Genomic DNA, 23484 nt, shown 5'->3' on the forward strand with positions numbered 1-23484 from the left:
TATCGGAATAGCTCATGACGGAAGCGCAACGGCATCAAATTTTACTGGAACTACTGGCGCAAACAGGGTTTGTCACCGTCGAACAAGTGATCGAACGCTTAGGGATCTCTCCGGCAACAGCGCGTCGTGACATCAATAAACTGGATGAGAGCGGTAAGCTTAAAAAAGTTCGTAACGGCGCAGAAGCCATCAGCCAGCAGCGCCCTCGCTGGACACCAATGAATATCCATCAGGCTCAGAACCATGATGAAAAGGTACGCATCGCCAGAGCAGCCTCGCAACTGGTGAATCCTGGTGAGAGTGTCGTCATTAACTGCGGTTCCACCGCGTTTCTTCTCGGTCGGGAAATGTGCGGGAGGCCAGTGCAAATCATTACCAATTATTTGCCGCTGGCGAACTTCTTGATCGATCAAGAACATGAAAGTGTCGTGATCATGGGCGGTCAGTATAATAAGAGCCAGTCAATTACGTTGAGTCCTCAGGACAGCGAAAACAGCCTTTATGCCGGACACTGGATGTTTACCAGCGGCAAGGGCCTTACCGCTGAAGGGTTGTATAAAACCGATATGCTCACCGCGATGGCTGAACAGAATATGCTCAATGTTGTGGGTAAACTTGTTGTGCTGGTCGACAGCAGCAAAGTCGGCGAACGTGCCGGAATGCTTTTCAGCCGCGCAGAGCAGATCGATATGGTGATCACCGGCAAAAATGCTGACCCCGCGATCCTAAAGAAACTGGAAGATCACGGCGTCACGATCTTACGTGTTTAAAGATGCTGACGGAAAAATGCAATAGTGGCATCCAGTGCAGTTGGCGTAATGCGATGCCTTACACCCGCTTCCCATAGACAGGTTAAATTGTCGTCCAAACCTTCACGTTGCAATGCCTGCTGTAAACGGAAGGTTTCTGCGGCAGGAACGACGTCATCTGCTTCACCATGCCATAAAAAAAGCGGTCGATTGGCGAGAGACGGTAACGCATGTGTAACTTCCCACTCAGCCAGTGAGGTAAGATCGTCCTGCGATTGCGGTGGAAATAGAGTCCGGGAGAGAGAAGTGAAATAACCCGATCCCATCAGGCTTGCCACACATTTCACTTCAGGATGACGCGACATAATACCCAATGCCGTCATTCCGCCCATTGATGCGCCAGCCACAGCCAGGCGATTGTCAGCCACCAGCCCAGCCTGGTACAACGCATCACGCAGTCCGGAGAACTCGATTAAGCTCCCCTGCAAAATTTGCCAGAACCGGTTTAAGCGAGCCTGTTCGTTACCATTAAATCGCCCGCCATGTTCAGGTGCATCCGGCATAACAACCCGAAATCCGGCAAGTGCCAATGCCACCGAAAAATAGCTATAAACCAGTTTTGATGAGGTAAATCCATGATAAAAAACCACAACAGGGAGCGCTTGCTGGCCTTTTCCCGCAGGAAAAGCGTGTAAAATATCATGGTCGCCGAGTCGCTGAGTTTCAAGTTCAATCATGGCCGATCCCCTTTGCTAATGAATGATTCATAATGTTGAGAACTGGATTACGCTTTCGCGATATTTTCATTCGAAATTTACGTCACAGATAACAATTTGGGAACATTCCCCCAAAACTAAATTCGCAGACAACTACACTATGGCTATCAGGAAACGAGATATGGTTATGCGCAGGCTTGTTGCTTTATTGCTGGTGTCACTGCTCAGTGGCTGTAGCGCGTTACAGGGAACTCCACAACCCGCTCCCCCGGCCACAGATCATCCGCAGGAAATTCGTCGTAACCAGACGGAAGGATTACAGCGAATGGGGACTGTCTCCGCGCTTGTTCGCGGTTCTCCGGACGATGCGGAAGAAGCAATCAAAGCACAAGCTGTCGCAGCAAAAGCAGATTATTACGTCATCATCATGATTGATGAAACCATCATTACGGGACAATGGTACTCACAGGCGATTTTGTACCGTAAGTAATGGTGATCATTTGAACGATATTTACACTGCTTTGCGTCCATAGACATTTTCCTGTCCACAATAAACTCCATGCCCGCAACAATGGAAGTGAGTTTATTCGCGAAGGATTGCCCGGCGGATACCGGAGACATGTGAAATGGAGCTGACGATGAAACGAACTCTTACTTTGACCTCACTGTTGCTCTCAGCTGGTCTGGTGAGCACGACTGCGCAGTCAGCTGAATTTGCCAGTGCTGATTGTGTGACTGGCCTGAATGAAATTGGCCAGATCTCCGTGACGAATATTTCGGGGAGCCCGCAAGATGTTGAACGTGTCGTTGCATTAAAAGCCGATGAACAAGGCGCTTCCTGGTATCGCATCATCCAAATGCAGGAAGATAACCATGTTGATCACTGGCGAGTACAGGCCATCCTCTACGCATAATTACTCAGACTAAAAGCCACTTATTTTTAGTGGCTTTTCATTATTGCAAATTTTTTATCTTTTTAATAACCCATAAAAAACAACAAAATAACAATTTGTTACATTAACGGTGTAAATGTTATCCCTACTCTGCCGTTGAAAAGCCATATCTTTTCAACAATGAGCAATTTATGATCAATTTTTTCCGCCGTGCAGGTCTGGGCACTAAGCTATCGCTGCTGACGGGCATGAGTGTCGCGCTGCTGTTCCTTCTGTTCACATTCCTCCTCAGCCATAAAACCAGCCAGCAGCTTGAAGCCCTGGCGGTTGAAGACCTGCATAACCAATCCACCGGCATGGTTGATATGGTTCAGATGTTTAACACCAGCCTGAGCGAAGAAGTCGAAAGTTATACCCGTCTGTTCAGTACATTTTTGCCCCAGCCACTGAATGTCGACACCAGTCAGAAACGCACCATTAACGGATTCGATGTCCCACTTCTTAAAGGGGGGGAGCTTGAGCTGCATGAGAACAACACGCTTTCTGATGACTTCCTGAACCGTACTGGTGCAATCTCTACGCTGTTTGTGCGCAGCGGAAATGATTTCATTCGCGTGGCGACATCGCTGCGTAAAGAGAGTGGCGATCGGGCAATGGGAACCGTACTGGACACCTCCAGCCCGGCTTTCACCGCCGTCAGCAAAGGCGAGGTCTACCGCGGCCTGGCTCTGTTGTTTGGCAAGCGCTATATAACCCAGTATCAACCCGTCAAAGATTCCGGGGGACAGGTTATTGGGATCATTTTTGTCGGGGTAGATATCACCCATTCCTGGAACGTCATGCGCGAGAAAATCCTGAATCGTCGCCTGGGAGAAAGCGGTCATTTCTTCGTATTAGATCGCAGCAACGGAAAAACGCGGGGTCAGTATCTGTTCCACGCCAGTGAAGAAGGCCAGTTGCCTAAGTGGGATGCAAGCCTGCAGCAGCAGTTGCTGAGTGATAAACCCGGCACACTGGAACGTGAAAGTGAGGACGGCCGTACATTGAAAATGGCCTACACACCGCTGCCGGGCTGGAACTGGACCATTGTGGGTGAAGTGGATAAATCGGTGCTGCTCGCCAGCGTGACTCAACTACGCGATCGCTTCCTGCTGGCCGGTTTGGTGTTGTCTGCACTGTTCGCGGGCCTGTTTGTCCTCATTATCCGCCGCATGTTAACGCACCCGCTGCGCAATGTGATCCACCTTGCGCGTCAATATGCGGCTGGCGATCTCCGCGCCAGCCTGCCTGTAACGCGCCATGATGAAGTCGGTCAGCTAATTGTCGCGATAAACGGGATCGGTGGTGGTCTGCAAAAGATTGTTCTGCAGGTTCGTGAGGCGGCTGGCGACATTCATTTGGGGACCAATGCGCTGGCATCGGATAGCGGAGAGATCTCTGAGCAGATCAACAAGCAGGCCAGCAGCGTGGAAGAGACATCTGCCAGCATGGAGCAACTGGCGGCAACTGTGCAGCAAAATGCGGCAAACATGCAGCAAACGCAGCAACTGGTGTCTGAAACTTCGCAAGCAATACATCAGGGTGGCAAGACGGTCAGCAACGCTGTCGCGACTATGGATGACATTCGTGATGCATCAAAACGCATTGAGGACATCACTCGCGTGATTGAGTCTATTGCATTCCAGACCAATATTCTGGCACTCAATGCCGCCGTAGAAGCCGCGCGAGCGGGCGAGCACGGCAAGGGCTTTGCCGTCGTCGCACAAGAAGTTCGTGCGCTGGCAGCACGCAGCGCCAATGCGGTGAAGGAGATAGAACAACTTATCAGTGACACACTGAACAAAGTCAGCGAGGGTCATTCGCTGTCAGAGCAAACACGGCTGGCAATGGATACTATCATCGTCCACATCGATAACATTAACCAGTTGGTCACTGAGATAAACCACGCCTCTCATGAGCAGTCTGCGGGGATCCGTCAGGTCAATCTTGCGATGACACACATTGGTGAAGCCTCACATATCAACGCCGATCGCGTCTCACGCAGTGAGCAAACCGCACAAACGCTGCGCGAGAAGGGCTCTCATCTTACTGAGCTGGTGAGCCTGTTCCGCCTGAAAAGCTAATTATCCCACCCTGCCCGTGGCACGTAACAACACATCATGTTGCAACTGCTCGCTCATCAGGGAGCCGCCACGGGTATCCAGCATCATACGACACCACGCCTGCGCCATAGGTGGTGAGGCATGTCGTAACATCTGCCCTCCCGTACCTAACAGGAAAAGTTGCTGCGTTATTTCCCGACCTTGCACTTCCTGTGGCTTGCGTAATTTTTGCTGCAACTGACGCCAGCTGCGATCAAAATGCCGGTCCTGCCCTTTCACCTGCGCAAAATCGTCGGTGAGGAGATCGAGAATACCCGGTTGTTTCGCCAGTACACGCAGGACATCCAGGCACATAATGTTGCCGGAACCTTCCCAGATACTGTTCACCGGCATCTCGCGATAAAGCCTTGGGAGCTCGCTCTCTTCGCAGTAGCCAATTCCCCCCAACACTTCCATCGCTTCCGCCACAAACGGAATACTGGCTTTGCATACGCTGTATTTCGCTGCTGGAGTAAAAAGCCTGGCCAAGGCGGCCTCTTCCACGTCATCTCGTCGATCCCATGCGCGTGCAAGACGGAATAGCAGTGCAGTCTGTCCTTCCAGCATCAGAGCCATACGGCTCAAGACATCCCGCATTAAAGGTTGGTCGATGAGATTCTTACCAAAGGTCTGCCGCTGATGAGCATGGTACAACGCGACTGATAGCGCCCGACGCATCAGCCCATGACTGCCAAGTGCACAGTCAAACCGCGTTAACCCGCCCATACGAAGAATTTGTCTGACACCTTCACCTTCTTCTCCCAACAGCCAGCCTGACGCATCCAGAAATTCCACTTCACTGCTGGCATTAGATCGATTGCCCAGTTTCTCTTTCAGCCTCTCAAGTCGGACGGCATTGCGTTGCCCATCAGGTAAAAAGCGCGGGACGAAAAAGCAGGACAATCCTCCTTTTGCCTGCGCGAGCACCAGGTGCGCATCACTTTGTGGCACAGAGAAAAACCACTTGTGGCCCACCAAACGATAACTCCCGTCACTGCATTTTTCAGCCCGGGTGGTGTTGCTGAGCACATCCGACCCCCCCTGTTTTTCGGTCATTCCCATGCCAATCAGTATCCCGCGCTTTTGCCCGCCGGGCGCAAAATGGGGATCGTAGCGGTCGCTAAGCAACGGCGATAACCACTCGTGAAATGGCTTAGGTAATGTCTGCTGCAGCAACGGCGTGGCGGCAAAGGTCATCGTCACAGGGCAAAGCGTACCCGCCTCCACCTGAGCATGAAGAATAAAGCGAGCCGCTCTGGCGACAAATGCGCCTTTGCGTGCGTGATCCTCCCACGCCAGATTATGAACCCGGTTGGCACAGAGGCCCTGCATCAGCAGATGCCAGGCGGGGTGAAAACGCACGTCGTCCAGTCGTTCGCCAGTAACGCTATAACGCAAAAGTTCCGGCGGGTTGCCGTTGGCCAGACGACCCAGTTCAAGTGATTCAGCTGTGCCCAGTTGCTGCCCGATACTGGCGAGAAGATCCGTATCCCATTCAGCACCTTCCCGGCCAACGGCGTCACGTAGGGCGCAGTCAGAGAGGAAAAGGTTACTGTTAGAGAGTGGAGTCGGCTGATTGAAAACGGTATGCGTGTGCCAGTGCATGTGGTGTCCCTCCTTCAATGGCAATGAAGGTAAGTATGGACAGTCAGCGCGGACGTTGCATGAGGGGGAGGTCACAAGGTGAGGTAAATTATGCCCGGTAGCTCACCTGAACCTGACCGGGCACATAAGGTTATCCGCGCTGGCGCACCGCTTCAAAAAGGCAAATGCCTGTTGCAACAGAGACGTTCAGTGATGAGACACTGCCCGCCATCGGAATGCTGATCAACTCATCACAGTGTTCACGGGTCAGGCGGCGCATGCCTTCACCCTCTGCCCCCATGACCAACGCCAGACGGCCAGTCATTTTGCTCTGGTACAAAGTGTGATCAGCTTCACCCGCCGTCCCCACGATCCAGATGTTCTCTTCCTGCAACTGTCGCATAGTACGCGCGAGGTTGGTCACGCGGATCAGCGGAACGTTTTCTGCTGCGCCGCACGCCACTTTTTTCGCCGTTGCATTCAGTTGTGCAGAACGATCTTTAGGGACGATAACAGCGTGAACACCGGCAGCGTCCGCGCTACGCAAGCATGCACCGAGGTTGTGTGGATCGGTAACCCCATCCAGGATCAGGAAGAAGGGATTATCCAGTGCAGCGATCAAATCGGGGAGATCATTTTCCTGATACTGACGACCCGGCTTCACGCGCGCAATGATGCCCTGGTGAACCGCACCTTCACTTTTCTCATCCAGGAACTGGCGATTAGCCAGTTGGATCACGACGCCCTGAGCTTCCAGTGCGTGGATCAGCGGCAACAGACGTTTATCTTCACGCCCTTTCAGAATAAACACTTCCTGAAAACGCTCCGGTGCGCGCTCCAGCAGGGCTTGCACCGCATGGATGCCGTAAATCATTTCACTCATTGATGGTTCTCATAATGTACATGTTCCCTCTCCCACGGTGGGGAGAGGGTCAGGGTGAGGGGGAATGTTACTCCGCCTGATTTTTCTTCGCTGCGCGCTTCGCTTTCGTTGCGGCAGCAATTTTCTGCGTTTTAGCTGAAGGCTTTTTCGCTTTTCGGGCCTCTTTCTTCGCGGCCTTAGGCTTTTGTTTCTTCTCGCCACGGAAAGCACTGTCAGGCTCGAAATTCACTTTTTTACCCGTCTGACGACGTTTCCCGCTCGCGTTCCCGTTACCGCCTTTTTTCGCTTTCTCACGCGCGGTTTTACCGACGTTACGCGGCGCTCGTTCGCTGGAAATCAGGCTAAAATCGATTTTACGCTCGTCCATATTGACGGCTTCAACCTTCACTTCCACACGATCGCCCAAACGATATGTTTGGCCACCAGATTCGCCAATCAGTCGCTGACCAACCTGATCAAAACGGTAGTAGTCGTTATCCAGGCTGGAGACATGCACCAGGCCATCAATAAACAGCTCATCCAGACGAACAAAGAAACCAAAACCGGTCACGCTGGCAATCACGCCTTTAAAGACGTTACCCACCTGATCCAGCATAAAGTCGCATTTCAGCCAACCCGATACCTCACGCGTTGCTTCATCGGCACGGCGTTCGGTCATGGAACAGTGCTGTCCAAGCTGCAACATCTCTTCCATCGAATAGTGGTAACCGCCAGTTTCGGTGCTGTTCCCTTTGTGTCCTTGCTCCTGCGCCAACAGATATTTTATCGCACGGTGCAGAGAAAGATCCGGGTAACGACGGATCGGCGAAGTAAAGTGGGCATAAGACTGTAGCGCCAGACCAAAGTGACCCCGATTTTCTGGGTCATAAATCGCCTGTTTCATGGAGCGGAGCAACATGGTCTGCAACATTTCGGCATCAGGACGATCGCCAATGGACTCCAGCAACTCAGCGTAATCACGCGGCTCCGGCTTGTTGCCACCAGGCAATTCCAGCCCCAATTCCGCCAGTACAGAACGGAAGGCGGTGATTGCCTCTGTCGAGGGTTTATCGTGAATACGGAACAGTGCAGGCTCTTTGGCTCTCTCGACGAAACGTGCCGCTGAGATGTTGGCCAGAATCATGCACTCTTCAATCAGCTTATGCGCGTCGTTACGTTGCGTCTGCTCAATACGCTCAATACGGCGCTCTGCGTTGAAGATGAATTTCGCCTCTTCACTCTCAAACGAGATCCCACCGCGCTCTTCGCGCGCCTGATCCAGCGTTTTATAGAGGTTATGCAGCTCTTCGATGTGTTTGACCAACGGCGCATACTGTTCGCGCAGTTCCTGATCGCCCTGCAACATATGCCAGACTTTGGTATAGGTCAGACGCGCATGGGAGCTCATCACCGCTTCATAGAACTTGTAACCGGTAAGACGCCCTTTCGTCGAGATAGTCATCTCGCAGACCATACAGAGACGGTCAACTTGCGGGTTCAGAGAACACAGCCCGTTGGAGAGCACCTCTGGCAGCATTGGCACAACCTGAGACGGGAAGTAAACCGACGTGCCGCGGCTGCGGGCCTCATTGTCCAGCGGAGTATGCGTGCGAACGTAATAGCTTACATCGGCAATCGCAACCCACAGACGCCAGCCACCACCGCGTTTCTTCTCGCAATAGACTGCGTCATCAAAGTCACGGGCATCTTCACCATCGATCGTCACCAGCGGCAGGTCTCGCAGATCCACACGCCCCACTTTGGATTCTTCCGGGACAACCTCTTTCAGGCCTTCAATCTGCTCTTCAACCGCTTTTGGCCAGACGTAAGGGATTTCATGAGTACGCAGCGCCATATCAACGGCCATGCCTGTCCCCATGTTATCGCCCAGAACTTCGACGATTTTCCCTACCGCTTTAGTACGGCGCGTTGGACGTTGGGTGAGTTCAACCACCACCACAAACCCCATGCGCGCACCCATTATCTCTTCCGGTGGGATGAGAATGTCGAAGCTCAGACGGCTATCGTCCGGAACAACAAAGCCCACGCCCGCCTCGGTAAAGTAGCGGCCTACAATTTGACTGGTTTTCGGGACCAGGACACGTACAACGCGTGCCTCACGGCGGCCTTTACGATCTGCTCCCAAAGGTTGCGCGAGGATCTGATCGCCATGAATACACATTTTCATTTGTTCAGACGACAGATACAGATCGTCCTTACGACCTTCGACGCGCAAGAATCCATAGCCATCGCGATGGCCAATAACCATACCTTTAAGGAGATCAAGGCGTTCTGGCAATGCATAGCACTGGCGGCGGGTAAAGACCAATTGACCGTCACGCTCCATGGCGCGCAGGCGGCGGCGAAGAGCTTCAATTTGCTCTTCACCTTCAATATGTAATTCAACAGCAAGTTCTTCACGATTAGCAGGCTTTTCGCGTTTTGTTAAATGTTCAATGATGAACTCGCGGCTTGGGATAGGATTCGCGTACTTTTCTGCTTCGCGTTCCTGGAAAGGATCATGTGACATATCGGTTCCTCCGTTGTCAGCTCCGGTGGAAATTTTCTTCATTCCACCAGCAATAATTTATACAGCGGTTGATTCTCTTCAACCAAATCGGCCAGCGTATAGTTATCCAGTTCCTTGAGAAAACTTTGCACAGCCTTAGAAAGCGCCTGTTTCAGGCGACAAGCGGGGGTAATATGGCAGAATTCACTGCTGCAGTTCACCAGAGACAACGGCTCCAGCTCACGCACCACATCCCCAACACGAATACTCTTCGCCGGCTTACCGAGGCGAATCCCTCCATTCTTCCCGCGGACGGCAGCCACGTATCCGGCACGACTAAGTTGATTGATTATTTTGACCATATGATTACGGGACACACCGTAGACCTCTGTCACCTCAGAGATACTGGTCATTTGTCCATCGGGTAACGACGCCATGTAAATCAGCGCTCGTAAGCCGTAATCGGTGAAACTCGTTAACTGCACATCAACCTCAGGAAAAGGGAAAACGCGGCAAAACCGCAGAGATATTCATTAATGATGATAAACCAGCCAGATAGTTAGCGGCTAATTTATTTGACAGACGGGGTCAAAAAGCGGGAATCAGAGGGCGCGGGCCGGATGGCGCCACGCTTATCTGACCTACGGGTTTCCCCGCAGGCCAGCAATCACGAAAATTACGCGTCGAACGGATCGCGCAGAATCATCGTTTCAGTGCGGTCCGGACCGGTAGAAATAATATCAATCGGCACTTCGGTCAGTTCTTCAATACGCTTAATGTAGTCCAGTGCTGCTTTCGGCAGACCGCTACGTTCTTTCACACCAAAGGTGGTTTCGGACCAGCCCGGCATGGTTTCGTAGATCGGCTCAATGCCTTCCCAGTCGTCAGCCGCCAGCGGAGTGGTCGTCACTTCGCGGCCATCTGGCATACGGTAGGCAACACAGATTTTCACTTCTTTCAGGCCGTCCAGGACGTCCAGCTTGGTCAGACAGAAGCCTGACAAGGAGTTGATCTGTACCGCACGACGTACAGCAACCGCATCCAGCCAGCCAGTACGACGACGACGACCAGTCGTTGCGCCAAACTCGTTACCCTGCTTGCACAGGAACTCACCGGTTTCATCAAACAGCTCGGTCGGGAATGGACCAGCACCCACGCGAGTGGAGTAAGCTTTGATGATACCCAGAACGTAATCCACATAACGTGGACCCAGACCAGAACCTGTAGCCACGCCACCTGCGGTGGTGTTTGAGGAGGTTACGTACGGATAAGTACCGTGGTCGATATCCAGCAGCGTACCCTGCGCACCTTCAAACATGACGAAATCGCCACGTTTACGCGCCTGGTCCAGCAGATCGGACACATCAACAACCATCGCGGTCAGGATGTCTGCAATCGCCATGACATCATCCAGCACTTTCTGGTAGTCAACCGCGTCAGCTTTGTAGAAATTCACCAACTGGAAGTTGTGATATTCCATCACTTCTTTCAGTTTGTCAGCGAAGGTGGCTTTGTCGAACAGGTCGCCAACGCGCAGACCGCGACGAGCGACTTTATCTTCGTAAGCCGGGCCGATACCACGACCGGTGGTCCCAATGGCTTTCGCACCACGTGCTTTTTCGCGCGCAACATCCAGCGCAACGTGGTAGTCAAGAATCAGCGGGCAGGCTTCAGAGAGCAGCAGACGCTCACGAACCGGGATACCACGGTCTTCCAGACCTTTCATCTCTTTCATCAGCGCAGCAGGAGACAACACAACGCCGTTACCGATAATGCTGGTGACGTTATCACGAAGAATGCCTGATGGAATAAGATGGAGGACGGTTTTTTCACCGTTGATTACGAGAGTATGGCCTGCGTTGTGACCGCCCTGGTAGCGTACAACATATTTAGCCCGTTCAGTCAGAAGATCAACAATCTTCCCTTTACCTTCGTCACCCCATTGGGTGCCCAGTACGACGACGTTGTTACCCATTTTGTCAAAATCACCGTTTGCTTAAAAATGGATTCTACCATCGCTTTTTCAGATATACAGCACTTTTTGACCGCTAAATGAGGCAAATCAGACCACTTTTTGATCAGCCAATCGTTTTCCTCAACATGTAGTAGATAACAATACCTGCAACCACAAGACCGCCGCCAAAACGACGTAAAATATTATCCGGGAGTTGGCTCATGGTAGCGATCATTCGACGCCAGGCACGCGGATAAAGCATCGGACCGAGTCCTTCGAGCACCAGCACTAACGCAAGCGCCAGGATAATGGTTGAATTCATTTTTATCCCTCATAAAAGAAAACCACCGCGCCGTGAGGAGCGGTGGTTTGAATACTCAAACGAGCCTGAGTTTATCGCGTCGCGTTAGCTGGCGTCTTCATATAACGGAAGAAATCGCTATCCGGGCTGAGCACCATCACATCCTGGTTGCTCTGGAAGCTATTCTCGTAAGCACGCAGGCTACGGATAAAGGCATAGAAGTCTGGATCCTGGCTGAAGGCATCAGCGAACAGTTTCGCCGCTTCGGCATCACCTTCACCGCGCAGGATACGACCCTGACGTTCAGACTCAGCAAGTGTCTTAGTCACTTCGTAGTCCGCGGCAGCGCGCAGCTTCTCAGCCTCTTCCTGACCCTGTGAACGGTGACGACGGGCTACCGCTTCACGCTCAGCGCGCATACGGTTGTAAATCGCCTCAGACACTTCAGCAGGCAGGTTGATTTGCTTGATGCGCACGTCAACCACTTCGATACCCAGTGCAGCCATACTGTTCGGGTTGATCACCGGCACTTTGCCGTTGGTTTCAGCCTGAACACGTTCTGCAGCTTTGGCAATCGCGTCATCCGCGGCCGGGGTAGTGACTTCGTCTTCCGTGCCCGCTGTACCGGAGTTCAGCGCATCACGCACTTCCAGCGTCAGACGACCACGGGAGTCGGTGACGATGTCTTTCACATCCAGGCGACCAATCTCAGAACGCAGACGGTCAGAGAACTTACGTTTCAACAGCACTTCTGCCTGAGAAACATCGCCACCGCCTGTCGCCAGGAAGTAACGGCTGAAATCACTGATGCGCCATTTAATATAGGAGTCAACGATCAGGTCTTTCTTCTCTTTGGTCACGAAACGATCGGCCTGGTTATCCATGGTCTGGATACGCGCATCGAGCGTTTTCACAGATTGAATGAAAGGCACCTTGAAGTGCAGACCCGGCTCATAAATCACCGGACGCTTGTCGCCATCACGGACGACGCTGCTGAACTGGAACTTAATCCCACGTTCACCCTCTTTCACAACGAAAATAGAGGTATAAAGCACGACCAGTACGATGATGATGATCGCAATAACTGACTTACGCATCCTTATTCCCCCTGACGCTGGTAGTCGTTACGCTGCGCGTTAGCACGGCGTTGGTCCATGATGTCACCATCGTTCGAAGAAGGCGTTGTGGCCGCACTGGAGCTGCCTGATGAGGCTGGCGGCAGACGCAGCAGGTTATTAGCACCGCTGGTGTCTGACGACTTCGCCGCAGGCGCAGAACCGCCTTTCAGCATCTGATCCAACGGCAACACCATCAGGTTTCCACCTTTGCTGTCGTTAACCAGTACTTTACGCGTATGGCTCAGCACTTTTTCCATGGTCTCGATATACAGACGTTCACGGGTAATTTCCGGAGCCGCTTTATATTCAGGCAGGATCTTCGCGAAACGAGCCACTTCACCCTGAGCTTCCAGGATGGTCTGAGTCTTGTATGCACGCGCCTCTTCAAGAATACGCTGCGCCTGACCGTTAGCACGCGGCTGCACTTCGTTGGTGTAGGCCTCCGCTTCACGGATGTACTGCTGTTCGTTTTCACGTGCAGCAATCGCATCATCAAACGCCGCTTTCACCTCTTCCGGCGGACGAGCAGCCTGGAAGTTAACGTCCAGCAGGGTGATACCCATGTTGTACGGGCGAATGGTCTCTTCCAGCTCACGCTGGGTATCGCTACGAATAACGGTACGACCTTCCGTCAGGATACGGTCCATGGTGTATTTACCGATAACACCACGCAGGGCGCTATCAGTTGCCTGACGTAGGCTGTCATCCGCACTGGTCACGCTAAACAGATAACGTTCAGGATCGGTCACGCGGTACTGTACGTTCATCTCAACGCGCACGACGTTTTCGTCGGACGTCAACATCACGCCAGACGCGGCCAGTTCACGCACGGACTCCACGTTAACCGCGGTCACGTCGTCAATGAACGTTGGCTTCCAGTTCAGGCCCGGTTCAACCAGATGGCTGAACTTGCCGAAACGGGTGACTACGCCGCGCTCTGCTTCTTTAATGGTGTAGAATCCGCTGGCAGCCCAGATGATCACCACAGCAGCAGCAACAATGCCTACTACGCGGCCACCCATGTGTGGGCGAGGTCCCTGAGTGGTGTTGCCACCCGAGCCAGAACCTTTCCCCCCGCCAAGACCACCCAGCTTTTTGCTGAGTTTGCGGAAGATATCATCCAGATCCGGCGGCCCCTGCTCGCGACCACCTTTGTTGCCATTTCCCCCAGAGTTGCCGCCTTGATTATTGCTGCTTCCCCACGGGTCGCGGTCTTGTCCGTTATTACCGGGCTGATTCCACGCCATGTATATGCTCCATATTTGTTATGCAAGGGCGAATTATTTCAGGCATCCCCTTTCTGATCAGACGATATAGTCGACCAGCGCAGGTTCTTGTTTACAGAGGCGACGCCAGTCAACGATCGGCATACGCACCTGCATCCCCACGCTGCCGTCATCCTCCATCCACTCTTTTTCTATCGCCTGAAGCTGATAAAACCGGCTGCGCAGCCTACCTTCCTGTGGCGGCAATCGCAGCGTGTGCTGGGCTACCTCACCGGAAAGACGTTCTGTCAAAGCCTGGAAAAGCAGTGGCACGCCAACTCCGGTCTGAGCTGAAAGCCAGACCCGAATTGGTTTGTTCTCTTCATCTCGATCGATACGCGGCTCAAAATCATCCAGCATATCGATCTTATTCATCACCAACAGCGTTGGGATCTCATCCGCGTCGATCTCTTCGAGCACGACATTCACCGCATCGATATTTTCCTGCACCCGCACGTCTGCAGCATCAATCACATGCAGCAACAGCGTTGCCTGTCGCGTCTCTTGCAATGTCGCTTTAAACGCTGCGACCAAATCGTGCGGGAGATGACGGATAAACCCTACGGTATCTGCTAGCACAGTTTCACCGACATCCGCGACATCGATGCGGCGCAATGTTGGATCCAGAGTCGCAAACAACTGGTCTGCGGCATAAACCTGGGCCTCGGTAATCTGGTTAAACAGGGTGGATTTACCGGCGTTGGTATAGCCCACCAGCGACACCGTTGGGATGTCGGCTTTCGTTCGCGAACGACGTCCCTGCTCACGCTGTTTCTCAACTCTTTCCAGACGTGACAGGATCTGGGTAATACGACCACGCAGTAATCGACGGTCGGTTTCGAGCTGGGTTTCACCCGGGCCACGCAAACCAATCCCGCCTTTTTGTCTTTCAAGGTGGGTCCAGCCACGCACAAGTCGCGTTGCCAGATGGCGCAACTGCGCCAGCTCAACTTGCAACTTCCCTTCGTGGGTACGCGCACGTTGAGCAAAAATATCTAAAATCAGTCCCGTGCGATCGATAACACGGCATTCGCAAAGGGCTTCCAGGTTGCGCTCCTGGGCTGGAGACAGCGCATGATCAAACAACACGACTGACGCGCCAGTTGCTTTTACGGCATCCGCAATTTCTACTGCTTTACCTTCACCAACAAAATACTTTGGGTGCGGCGCTTTACGGCTACCGGTAATCACCTGCATTGCTTCGACGCCGGCGGAAGAGACCAGAGCTTCAAACTCCTGGAGGTCTTCCATATCTTTGTCTTGCGAAAAATAGATGTGTACCAGCACCGCCTGCTCACCGGCATCATAACGGTCAAACAAGCGTAAAACCCTCAAGATAGATTAGCGGGGAACGCAGGATCCCTGGCTCCCCGTGTGGAAAACAGCCAATAACCTTATTCGGTATCTTCGCTGTCCTGCTGCGGCGCAGAAGAACCCTGCGCGTTGCTGCCATGATGGTAGTTACTACCTGTGCCGCCGCCAGCGTTGTTGCTGTGATGAGATACTGGGCGAGACGGAACAACAGTAGAAATCGCGTGCTTATAGACCATCTGGCTGACCGTGTTTTTCAACAGGATCACGAACTGATCGAAAGACTCAATCTGACCTTGCAGCTTAATACCATTCACCAAATAAATAGAAACTGGAACACGTTCCCGACGCAATGCGTTCAGGAACGGATCTTGTAAAGATTGCCCCTTAGCCATTCTATCTTTTCCTTATATGCTTGTTTTGTACTTAGAACCTTGCGATTCTGAAAAATTGCGCACGATACGGCTTAATTGTACACATTCAGTGAACGATATCACCAATAACCTGAATGACTTCGTTTAGCGCTTGTTGTGGTTTTTCGCTGTCTAACCAGTGAACTCCCTCCCAACCGCGTAACCAGGTTATCTGGCGCTTCGCTAACTGTCTCGTGGCGCAAACACCTCGATAAACCATTTCATCGTATGAAATCTCACCTTCAAGATACGACCACATCTGGCGGTATCCCACACAACGAATGGAAGGCATATCCGTATGCAAATCTCCACGGGCAAAAAGCGCCCGCACTTCTGCTTCAAAATCTGAAGCTAACATCTGATGAAAACGCTGCTCAATTCGCTGATGGAGCAGTTCACGGCTCGCCGGGGCGATGGCGAACTGATGCACCTGATACGGCAGAGCGTCTCCTGACGTTTGCGTCAGTTCCGTTAAAGTTTTACCCGAAATGAAAAAAACTTCCAGTGCCCGGGAAAGCCTTTGCGGATCATTTGGATGAATCCGGGCTGCCGCAACCGGATCAATCTCTTCCAGTTGCTTATGCAAAGCACTCCACCCCTGCTCTGCCGCCTGCTGTTCAATCTTCGCTCTAACGTCAGGATCTGCTGATGGCAGAGGCGATAATCCCTCCAACAGCGCCTTAAAATAAAGCATGGTTCCGCCAACTAACAACGGGATACGGCCTGCCGCAGTGATTTCAGCCATCTGCGTAAGCGCATCGCGACGAAAATCAGCAGCCGAATACGCCTGTGCGGGATCGAGAATATCCAGCAAACGATGCGGCGCAGCACGCAGTTCTTCTGCGTCAGGCTTTGCCGTACCAATGTCCATCCCTCGATAGATGAGGGCGGAATCAACGCTAATCAACTCTACAGGCAAAACTTTACGTAACTCAATGGCTAATGCCGTTTTGCCGGAGGCCGTAGGCCCCATTAAAAAAATTGCCTTAGGCAGGCTCGCCTTGCTTGCATCAGTCATGTTTCAGGGCGGTCATAGCCGTTTTTAAATCAACAAGTTGCAATAAACCACCCGGCGGCATTTTGACCAGATGCGGACAAAGGCGTTCAACCTCTGCCAGCACAGTAATCGCCTGCGCCATGTTCCACACGGTGTGTTCACTCGCCAGATGACGAGCAAGCCACTGAGCAGTATTCGCGGCATCAAACGTTGTTTGCTGCGCCAGGTAGCCTATCAGTTCAGGAATCAAGTTTTGTAAATTTTGTTGGCGTAAGGGTAAAGGCACTGCACGAATTGTCACATGTTGTGCTTCCAGTACGCATTCGATACCCATTTGAGTAAGCGATGCCATCGCACGCTGTAAAACTGCTGTTTCTTGTGGGGATATTTTCAAGCGAACCGGGATCAACAGTGGCTGAGCACAGGCCGCATTAACCCCGGGCGTCAACTGCGCTTGTTTGAGCCAGCGTTCAGCCACCGGTAAGGATAACAATGCCAGTTTGTTATCTCGCTCGAGCAGCGCTATATCCGGTGCAACAATCGTTAATACCCGACCAAAGCTCTGACTATGTCCTTCCAGTGAAGACATTGGTGTCTCTGCGTGTGCTTTACGCTCCACGGCTGGGGTATCCAGCAATTTCCGGTAAAGCGCACCCTGCTGTTTTTCATAACCAGGCTGAGCATGAGGGTAGCTGGCTCCTGTTGGGCGCGGCGTGCTTCCCGTCGCTGCAAAGCGCGGTGCGGCAGGCTCGCGCGCAGCAGCAGGTTCTGCAAAATGATTCCGCCCTGCCGCCACTCGATTTTCCGGGATGCTACGAGGTATTAATGCCTCGTTTTCCATTGGAAGCTGAGGCTCCACCTGCTGTTGCAGTACACTCAGCACCCCCTGATAGATAAAATCGTGCACCAGACGAGACTGATGGAAGCGAACTTCATGCTTGGCAGGATGCACATTCACATCGACCTGATGCGGATCGATTTCCAGGTACAGGACAAAGGCGGGTTGCTGATCGGCCCCCAGCTTATCTTCGCAGGCCTGACGAATAGCGTGATTAATCAGCCGGTCGCGCATCATGCGGCCATTTACATAGCAATACTGGATCTCAGCGAAAGCAGAACTGCTCACATTCGGATCGGCCACCCATCCACGCATCGCAAGATCGCCATGCTGCCACTCAATCGCCAGCGCCTGCTCAAGAAACGCGGTTCCGCAGATAGCCCCTAACCGACGCTCTTTCTGTCCACCTTCGGCCACTGCGCGGTACTGGCGTATTATCTTACCGTTATGACTCAGATTGATGGCCACATCGAAACGCGCCAGCGCGATACGTCGAATAATTTCGTCGATATGCCCAAACTCGGTCTTTTCGGTACGCATAAACTTGCGTCGGGCTGGCGTGTTGTAAAACAGATCTAATACTTCCAGCGTGGTCCCCACAGGATGAGCGGCGGGTTTCACCGTCACGTCCATATCACGCCCTTCGGCGTAGGCTTGCCATGCTTCTTGTTGCTCAGCGGTACGGGAAGTGAGGGTCAAGCGTGAAACTGAACTGATACTGGCCAGCGCTTCGCCGCGAAAACCAAGGCTAATAATCGCTTCCAGATCGTCCAGGGAGGCAATTTTACTGGTGGCATGACGTGCAAGCGCCAGCGCCAGCTCGTCTTTTTTGATGCCACAACCGTTATCCCGAATGCGAATCAGCTTTGCGCCACCACGTTCGATATCAATATCGATGCGAGTTGCCCCCGCATCGAGGCTGTTCTCTACCAGCTCCTTCACCACCGATGCAGGGCGTTCCACCACCTCACCGGCGGCGATTTGGTTCGCGAGCTGCGGCGGCAGAACCTGAATCGGCATGAATTCCCCTTAGTTTGTCGCAGTCATCTCGCCAGGCAGAGCCGCGCTGGCCGTCTGACTTGCACTACCTTGCGGTGCGGACTGCAGCGGATGCGCCTCAAAATAGTGACGAAGACCGTTATAAATCGCGTTGGCAATTTGCTGTTGATAGCTATCGCTCGACAGCAAACGCTCTTCACCGTTATTGCTGATAAAGCCTGTTTCTACCAGGATTGACGGAATATCCGGCGAGCGCAAAACGCCCAGGCTTGCATGTTCAGGACGACGCTTATGCAGCGCACCCACACTTTGCAGTTGGTTCAAGACGTTAGTGGCGACATCATACCCGACACGCTGGGAATGACCGAATTGTAAATCCAGTACCGCCTGGCTGAGGTAAGGGTCAGACTGGCTGTTTGCCAGTACATCGCCTGCACCACCTAACAGTTCTGACTGCTTCTCGTGTTGTTCAAGCCAGCCAGCCATTTCACTGTTGGCGCGACGGTTAGAAAGCACCCAGACAGACGCCCCTGTCGCATCACGGTTCGGCGCGGCATCAGCATGAATTGACACCAGGAAGTTGGCATTTTGCTTACGCGCGACATCCGAACGCCCCATCACCGAAATAAAGTAATCACCGTCACGGGTCATTACACCTTTAAACATCGGGTCGTCATTCAATAATGCGCGCAGCTTACGGGCGATCGAAATAGTGACATTTTTCTCGCGAGTCCCTCCCGGTCCAATTGCACCCGGGTCTTGCCCGCCGTGTCCGGCATCAATCGCAATAATGACTTTATCGCCACTGGCTATGCGCGCACTGGCGGCAGGACGTGTCGCCGTATTACTACTGGTTACGCTGGTGATACGGTCATTGCTTGATTTAAACGGGTTGCGTGCAGGCTCAGACGGACGCGGTGTATATACCGGTGTTTCTACGCGCTTAGCCACTACGGGCGGAGGCGGCGGGACATCCGCATTAATCGTAAAGACAACGGTATAATTTGCGCCGTTTTGCTGCTTCATCGCCTGAGTTTTGCCCTTCTGGGTTAAATCGACCACCAGTCGTAACGACTGGCTGTCTTTAGGCGTACCGGAGCGGATACTCTTCACCAGGTTATTGCCGCTAAATTGCAGCGGAAGCCCCTGAATGACACCCGTCTGTTTTATGTCCAGAGCGACACTGCGATTATCAAGCGGTGAGAAAGTATATTCAGGGTCGCCCATAAAACTGAACGTAATACGGGCCTGGTTATCCCCGTTCGACACCTGAATATCCGACAGATTTGCCGCTCCGGCCTGCGCGCACAGCAGTGTCGTTGCAGCCAACAACCAACCTTTAACGCGATTAATCATCCCGTCATCCCTTAGCTTAACCGGCCAAACGGGCCAGTAAGGCATTACCTGATGAGGAAACAGCACTGATGTGTGCCTCACGCCCTTGCGCCTGGTAATCTAAGTGAATTTCGACATCCGGGTCAGGTAAGACACCCGCACCTTGTTGCGGCCACTCCACCAGGCAAATGGCATCGTTGGCAAAATAATCACGGATCCCCATAAATTCCAGCTCCTCGGGGTCCGCAAGACGGTAAAGATCGAAGTGGTAGACCATGACATTTTCAAGCGTATACGGCTCTACCAGCGTATAGGTCGGGCTTTTCACGTTCCCGTCATGGCCTAATGCTTGCAAAAAACCACGGCTGAAGGTCGTTTTACCTGCGCCTAAATCACCGTACAGATAAATGACGGTTGCGCCCTGGCAGGCCAACGCCACACGCTTGCCAAGATCTAAAGTCGCTTGTTCGTCAGGTAAAGGAATCGCTCGATTAGTCATTTTCTACGTCAATCACATCCGGGTTAACAACACGCCTTAGCGTGCAAAAAAGATCGGTGGCCAGCATGCCGCGTGTTCCATACTGTGCGGCAAGCATGTCCGCTGCCGCGCCGTGGGCCACGCAGCCCGCACAGGCTGCATCATAAAGGGTAAATTTCTGCCCAGGCAACGCACCAATAATACCGGAGAGCACATCGCCCATTCCGCCACTGGCCATTCCCGCATTACCGGCATCAATAATCCCCATCGCGCCCGATTCACAGGCGACGACTGTACCTGCCCCTTTCAGAACAGCAACACCTCCGTAACGTTTTACCAGACGTTGTGCGGAAAGTAAGCGATCGCTCTCAATTTCTGCAACGCTACAATTGAGCAAACGCGCGGCCTCGCCGGGGTGAGGTGTCAGGATGCGATTGTGACGCTTATCAGGATTGATTGCCAGAAGGTTCAGCGCATCGGCATCCCACAGCATCGGTTTACGACTATTCTCGACTTTGCGAAGCGCATTTTTGCCCCATGCTGCTTGCCCAAGACCAGGGCCTATCACTACCATATCCGCCCATTCGAGGCTGTCATCAAGGGATTGCGGCGTCAGCTCATGCACCATTAATTCCGGCCTGGCGGTAACAATTGGACCGATATTTTCAAGGCGAGTGAGCACTCGTACTAATCCAGCCCCGCAGCGCACTGCCGCTTCGCCCGCCATGCGAATCGCCCCAGCCGTTCCATGATCGCCACCGATAATCACCAGCTTTCCGTGCTCGCCTTTGTGCGATGTCGGGCGGCGTGGCGTAAGCCACTGTGCAAGCTGCGAAGCATCAAAACGAGAAAGGTTTGTTTCCTGTCCGGCGAGCCAGCTTTCCAGCCCGAGGGCGTTGTGATGCAATACCCCGATGACATCCCGCGCTTTACCCGTTAGTAGACCTGGTTTAAGTGCAATAAAGGTAATGGTAAGCGTCGCATGGATCACCGCCCCCGGTGTTGCGCCGGTTTGCGCGATTAACCCGGAAGGGATATCCAGAGCAACAACAGGCGCGGCATGTGTATTAGCACGCTCAATCAGCGCGGCAATGTTGTCCTGTGGAGCACTACGTAGCCCAGTTCCCAGCAGGCCATCGACAATCACATCAATATCATCGGGCCATAGGCAATCTGACGCATGAATCACCCCACCCGCATTGAGCCAGGCTTTGCGTGCCGTACTGGCCTCTTCTGGCAGCGGTTTATCGCTTTCCTGCGCCAGAAGGGTGACGCAAATACCGGCGGCAACGGCCAGACGCGCGACGACATAACCGTCGCCGCCGTTATTACCGTGTCCGCACAAAATTAGCCAGTGTGCTGATTGCGGCCAGGTATTACGGGTAAGAGTGAATGCGGCCTCACCCGCTCGCTGCATCAGCTCATATAAGGTTATACCGAGACTGTCTGCCGCCGCTTTTTCAGCGCGGCGGAGGTCATCCGCATGCCAGATGGAATGTGGTATACTTGCGGGGTTTTTCTTCACTGTATGGTCCGTCATGTCACAGCCCCTCGATCTCAATCAATTAGCGCAAAACATCAAACAGTGGGGCGCTGAGCTTGGCTTTCAGAAAGTGGGCATCACGGATACCGACCTCTCCGCCAGCGAGCCTAAACTTCAGGCCTGGCTGGATAAACAATACCACGGCGAGATGGAGTGGATGGCGCGTCATGGCATGATGCGCGCACGCCCACACGAGCTTTTACCGGGTACATTACGCGTCATCAGCGTGCGTATGAACTATCTGCCTGCCAATGCGGCATTTGCTCGCACGCTGAAAGATCCTTCCCTGGGTTATGTCAGCCGTTACGCTCTGGGTCGTGATTACCATAAACTTCTGCGCAATCGGTTAAAAAAACTCGGGGAAACTATTCAGCAACACTGTGTTTCGCTGAATTTTAGACCCTTTGTAGACTCTGCGCCTATTCTTGAACGCCCAATTGCAGAAAAAGCCGGGCTTGGCTGGACAGGTAAGCACTCACTTATTCTCAGTCGTGATGCCGGGTCGTTCTTCTTTCTGGGCGAACTGCTAATAGATTTGCCATTGCCGGTGGATGGCCCTGTAGAAGAAGCCTGCGGGCGCTGCGTGGCGTGTATGACTATCTGCCCAACAGGCGCTATCGTTGAACCTTACACTGTCGATGCTCGCCGCTGTATCTCCTATCTCACCATCGAACTGGAAGGGGCAATTCCGGAAGAGTTTCGCCCACTCATCGGAAACCGTATCTATGGTTGCGATGACTGCCAGCTAATCTGTCCGTGGAACCGCTACTCACAGCTCACAGATGAAGAAGACTTTAGCCCGCGAAAAGCACTGCATGCCCCGCCGCTTATCGAGTTATTCGCCCGGACTGAGGCCTGGTTCCTTAAAGTGACCGAGGGGTCCGCCATCCGCCGGATAGGGCATTTACGCTGGCTGCGAAATATTGCCGTTGCACTGGGTAATGCAGCCTGGAATGAGGCCAATATTCAGGCGCTCGAAAGCCGTAGAGGTGAGCACCCACTTCTCGATGAACACATAGAATGGGCGATTGCGCAGCAAATTGAGAAGCGAAATGCCTGTGTGATAGAGGTGCAATTACCGAAAAAACAGCGCCTGGTGAGAGTGATTGAAAAAGGGCTAACACGCGACGCCTGATATATTCACAGCCTGTGTATAAAAATACAAACTCAAGCACCATGAGGGTTTGCAAACAGGTCAAGTGATCTCTTTAACATTTCTAAATGAAATTTAATTAAACAAATTCAGCTGGTTATCAAGATACCGTTCACCGTGCGAAGGTTTTTCTCTTCATCGATAAAGTGACCATTCTGTGGATAACTCTGTTTACAAGAGTATTTCAAACACAATAGAAAATGTCCCCAACGAAGAAATTCGCTGTGGATATCTGGAGAGTGAAGAAGAATTTGGAGCGGGAAACGAGACTCGAACTCGCGACCCCGACCTTGGCAAGGTCGTGCTCTACCAACTGAGCTATTCC

General features: G+C 52.7%; 21 protein-coding genes. 5 read left to right on the forward strand and 16 right to left on the reverse strand.

Going from position 1 to position 23484, the window contains the following annotated elements; all coding sequences use genetic code 11:
* Window positions 1–14 precede the first annotated feature (14 nt).
* Entirely contained in the window at window positions 15–770 is a 756-nt protein-coding gene (ulaR, locus tag GF617_RS19510; RefSeq protein WP_181621969.1) for an HTH-type transcriptional regulator UlaR, read from the forward strand.
* Here the strand turns inward: ulaR and yjfP are convergent.
* On the reverse strand, window positions 767–1486 hold the full coding sequence (yjfP, locus tag GF617_RS19515) for an esterase (protein ID WP_203452302.1): 720 nt from the start codon (window positions 1484–1486) through the stop codon (window positions 767–769). The two genes, ulaR and yjfP, sit on opposite strands and share 4 nt — an antisense overlap.
* A gap of 139 nt (window positions 1487–1625) precedes the next feature.
* Between yjfP and bsmA the strand changes: the two genes are divergently transcribed.
* The 3 genes from bsmA (at window position 1626) to GF617_RS19530 (ending at window position 4481) form a co-directional block, all read left to right on the forward strand.
* Window positions 1626–1955: a biofilm peroxide resistance protein BsmA gene (gene bsmA, locus GF617_RS19520; RefSeq protein WP_181621967.1), complete on the forward strand. Its 330-nt coding sequence runs from the start codon at window positions 1626–1628 to the stop codon at window positions 1953–1955.
* Between the two features lie 148 nt (window positions 1956–2103).
* Window positions 2104–2379, forward strand: a complete 276-nt coding sequence (gene yjfN / locus GF617_RS19525; RefSeq protein ID WP_181621966.1) for a DUF1471 family protease activator YjfN — start codon at window positions 2104–2106, stop codon at window positions 2377–2379.
* Between the two features lie 170 nt (window positions 2380–2549).
* On the forward strand, window positions 2550–4481 hold the full coding sequence (locus GF617_RS19530; RefSeq protein WP_181621965.1) for a methyl-accepting chemotaxis protein: 1932 nt from the start codon (window positions 2550–2552) through the stop codon (window positions 4479–4481).
* Here the strand turns inward: GF617_RS19530 and GF617_RS19535 are convergent, their stop codons facing one another.
* The 15 genes from GF617_RS19535 to nnr all read right to left on the reverse strand — a co-directional run bounded on the left by GF617_RS19535 (window position 4482) and on the right by nnr (window position 22003).
* Window positions 4482–6104: an isovaleryl-CoA dehydrogenase gene (locus GF617_RS19535; protein ID WP_203452303.1), complete on the reverse strand. Its 1623-nt coding sequence runs from the start codon at window positions 6102–6104 to the stop codon at window positions 4482–4484.
* A 130-nt stretch (window positions 6105–6234) separates the two neighbouring features.
* A complete protein-coding gene (gene rlmB / locus GF617_RS19540; protein ID WP_181621963.1) occupies window positions 6235–6966 on the reverse strand; it encodes a 23S rRNA (guanosine(2251)-2'-O)-methyltransferase RlmB in 732 nt (243 codons plus the stop codon).
* 67 nt (window positions 6967–7033) lie between these two features.
* Window positions 7034–9475, reverse strand: a complete 2442-nt coding sequence (gene rnr / locus GF617_RS19545; RefSeq protein WP_203452304.1) for a ribonuclease R — start codon at window positions 9473–9475, stop codon at window positions 7034–7036.
* A 38-nt stretch (window positions 9476–9513) separates the two neighbouring features.
* On the reverse strand, window positions 9514–9939 hold the full coding sequence (nsrR, locus tag GF617_RS19550) for a nitric oxide-sensing transcriptional repressor NsrR (RefSeq protein ID WP_181621961.1): 426 nt from the start codon (window positions 9937–9939) through the stop codon (window positions 9514–9516).
* 191 nt (window positions 9940–10130) lie between these two features.
* Window positions 10131–11429: an adenylosuccinate synthase gene (locus tag GF617_RS19555; RefSeq protein WP_181621960.1), complete on the reverse strand. Its 1299-nt coding sequence runs from the start codon at window positions 11427–11429 to the stop codon at window positions 10131–10133.
* Between the two features lie 103 nt (window positions 11430–11532).
* Entirely contained in the window at window positions 11533–11730 is a 198-nt protein-coding gene (locus GF617_RS19560; RefSeq protein WP_181621959.1) for a DUF2065 domain-containing protein, read from the reverse strand.
* A 71-nt stretch (window positions 11731–11801) separates the two neighbouring features.
* Window positions 11802–12806 carry a protease modulator HflC gene (gene hflC, locus GF617_RS19565; protein WP_203452305.1) on the reverse strand — a complete coding sequence of 335 codons (1005 nt, stop codon included), beginning with the start codon at window positions 12804–12806 and terminating at the stop codon, window positions 11802–11804.
* A gap of 2 nt (window positions 12807–12808) precedes the next feature.
* On the reverse strand, window positions 12809–14074 hold the full coding sequence (hflK, locus tag GF617_RS19570; protein WP_203452306.1) for an FtsH protease activity modulator HflK: 1266 nt from the start codon (window positions 14072–14074) through the stop codon (window positions 12809–12811).
* A 57-nt stretch (window positions 14075–14131) separates the two neighbouring features.
* On the reverse strand, window positions 14132–15412 hold the full coding sequence (gene hflX / locus GF617_RS19575) for a ribosome rescue GTPase HflX (RefSeq protein WP_181621956.1): 1281 nt from the start codon (window positions 15410–15412) through the stop codon (window positions 14132–14134).
* 74 nt (window positions 15413–15486) lie between these two features.
* Entirely contained in the window at window positions 15487–15798 is a 312-nt protein-coding gene (gene hfq / locus GF617_RS19580) for an RNA chaperone Hfq (protein WP_181621955.1), read from the reverse strand.
* Window positions 15799–15883: 85 nt separating this feature from the next.
* The gene (gene miaA / locus GF617_RS19585) at window positions 15884–16834 is read right to left on the reverse strand and encodes a tRNA (adenosine(37)-N6)-dimethylallyltransferase MiaA (RefSeq protein ID WP_181621954.1); all 951 of its coding nucleotides are present in this window, start codon (window positions 16832–16834) and stop codon (window positions 15884–15886) included.
* Window positions 16827–18671 carry a DNA mismatch repair endonuclease MutL gene (gene mutL, locus GF617_RS19590; RefSeq protein ID WP_203452307.1) on the reverse strand — a complete coding sequence of 615 codons (1845 nt, stop codon included), beginning with the start codon at window positions 18669–18671 and terminating at the stop codon, window positions 16827–16829. Before mutL ends, miaA begins: the two co-directional genes overlap by 8 nt.
* 9 nt (window positions 18672–18680) lie before the next feature.
* The gene (amiB, locus tag GF617_RS19595) at window positions 18681–20006 is read right to left on the reverse strand and encodes an N-acetylmuramoyl-L-alanine amidase AmiB (RefSeq protein WP_203452308.1); all 1326 of its coding nucleotides are present in this window, start codon (window positions 20004–20006) and stop codon (window positions 18681–18683) included.
* Window positions 20007–20022: 16 nt separating this feature from the next.
* On the reverse strand, window positions 20023–20484 hold the full coding sequence (tsaE, locus tag GF617_RS19600; protein ID WP_181621951.1) for a tRNA (adenosine(37)-N6)-threonylcarbamoyltransferase complex ATPase subunit type 1 TsaE: 462 nt from the start codon (window positions 20482–20484) through the stop codon (window positions 20023–20025).
* Window positions 20477–22003, reverse strand: a complete 1527-nt coding sequence (gene nnr, locus GF617_RS19605) for a bifunctional ADP-dependent NAD(P)H-hydrate dehydratase/NAD(P)H-hydrate epimerase (protein ID WP_203452309.1) — start codon at window positions 22001–22003, stop codon at window positions 20477–20479. Before nnr ends, tsaE begins: the two co-directional genes overlap by 8 nt.
* Between nnr and queG the strand changes: the two genes are divergently transcribed.
* Window positions 22002–23141, forward strand: a complete 1140-nt coding sequence (gene queG, locus GF617_RS19610; protein WP_203452310.1) for a tRNA epoxyqueuosine(34) reductase QueG — start codon at window positions 22002–22004, stop codon at window positions 23139–23141. The genes nnr and queG overlap by 2 nt on opposite strands.
* Window positions 23142–23484: the final 343 nt, after the last annotated feature.

It is taken from the genome of Lelliottia sp. RWM.1, assembly GCF_016859735.1.
Lineage (GTDB): Bacteria > Pseudomonadota > Gammaproteobacteria > Enterobacterales > Enterobacteriaceae > Enterobacter.

Excerpts from the sequence above, each read along its gene's own strand:
- ulaR (WP_181621969.1), top strand. The coding sequence starts at position 15 with ATGACGGAAGCGCAACGGCATCAAATTTTACTGGAACTACTGGCGCAA.
- yjfP (WP_203452302.1), bottom strand. The coding sequence starts at position 1,486 with ATGATTGAACTTGAAACTCAGCGACTCGGCGACCATGATATTTTACAC.
- bsmA (WP_181621967.1), top strand. The coding sequence starts at position 1,626 with ATGGCTATCAGGAAACGAGATATGGTTATGCGCAGGCTTGTTGCTTTA.
- yjfN (WP_181621966.1), top strand. The coding sequence starts at position 2,104 with ATGAAACGAACTCTTACTTTGACCTCACTGTTGCTCTCAGCTGGTCTG.
- GF617_RS19530 (WP_181621965.1), top strand. The coding sequence starts at position 2,550 with ATGATCAATTTTTTCCGCCGTGCAGGTCTGGGCACTAAGCTATCGCTG.
- GF617_RS19535 (WP_203452303.1), bottom strand. The coding sequence starts at position 6,104 with ATGCACTGGCACACGCATACCGTTTTCAATCAGCCGACTCCACTCTCT.
- rlmB (WP_181621963.1), bottom strand. The coding sequence starts at position 6,966 with ATGAGTGAAATGATTTACGGCATCCATGCGGTGCAAGCCCTGCTGGAG.
- rnr (WP_203452304.1), bottom strand. The coding sequence starts at position 9,475 with ATGTCACATGATCCTTTCCAGGAACGCGAAGCAGAAAAGTACGCGAAT.
- GF617_RS19555 (WP_181621960.1), bottom strand. The coding sequence starts at position 11,429 with ATGGGTAACAACGTCGTCGTACTGGGCACCCAATGGGGTGACGAAGGT.
- GF617_RS19560 (WP_181621959.1), bottom strand. The coding sequence starts at position 11,730 with ATGAATTCAACCATTATCCTGGCGCTTGCGTTAGTGCTGGTGCTCGAA.
- hflC (WP_203452305.1), bottom strand. The coding sequence starts at position 12,806 with ATGCGTAAGTCAGTTATTGCGATCATCATCATCGTACTGGTCGTGCTT.
- hflK (WP_203452306.1), bottom strand. The coding sequence starts at position 14,074 with ATGGCGTGGAATCAGCCCGGTAATAACGGACAAGACCGCGACCCGTGG.
- hfq (WP_181621955.1), bottom strand. The coding sequence starts at position 15,798 with ATGGCTAAGGGGCAATCTTTACAAGATCCGTTCCTGAACGCATTGCGT.
- miaA (WP_181621954.1), bottom strand. The coding sequence starts at position 16,834 with ATGACTGATGCAAGCAAGGCGAGCCTGCCTAAGGCAATTTTTTTAATG.
- mutL (WP_203452307.1), bottom strand. The coding sequence starts at position 18,671 with ATGCCGATTCAGGTTCTGCCGCCGCAGCTCGCGAACCAAATCGCCGCC.
- amiB (WP_203452308.1), bottom strand. The coding sequence starts at position 20,006 with ATGATTAATCGCGTTAAAGGTTGGTTGTTGGCTGCAACGACACTGCTG.
- tsaE (WP_181621951.1), bottom strand. The coding sequence starts at position 20,484 with ATGACTAATCGAGCGATTCCTTTACCTGACGAACAAGCGACTTTAGAT.
- queG (WP_203452310.1), top strand. The coding sequence starts at position 22,002 with ATGTCACAGCCCCTCGATCTCAATCAATTAGCGCAAAACATCAAACAG.
- nnr (WP_203452309.1), bottom strand. The coding sequence starts at position 22,003 with ATGACGGACCATACAGTGAAGAAAAACCCCGCAAGTATACCACATTCC.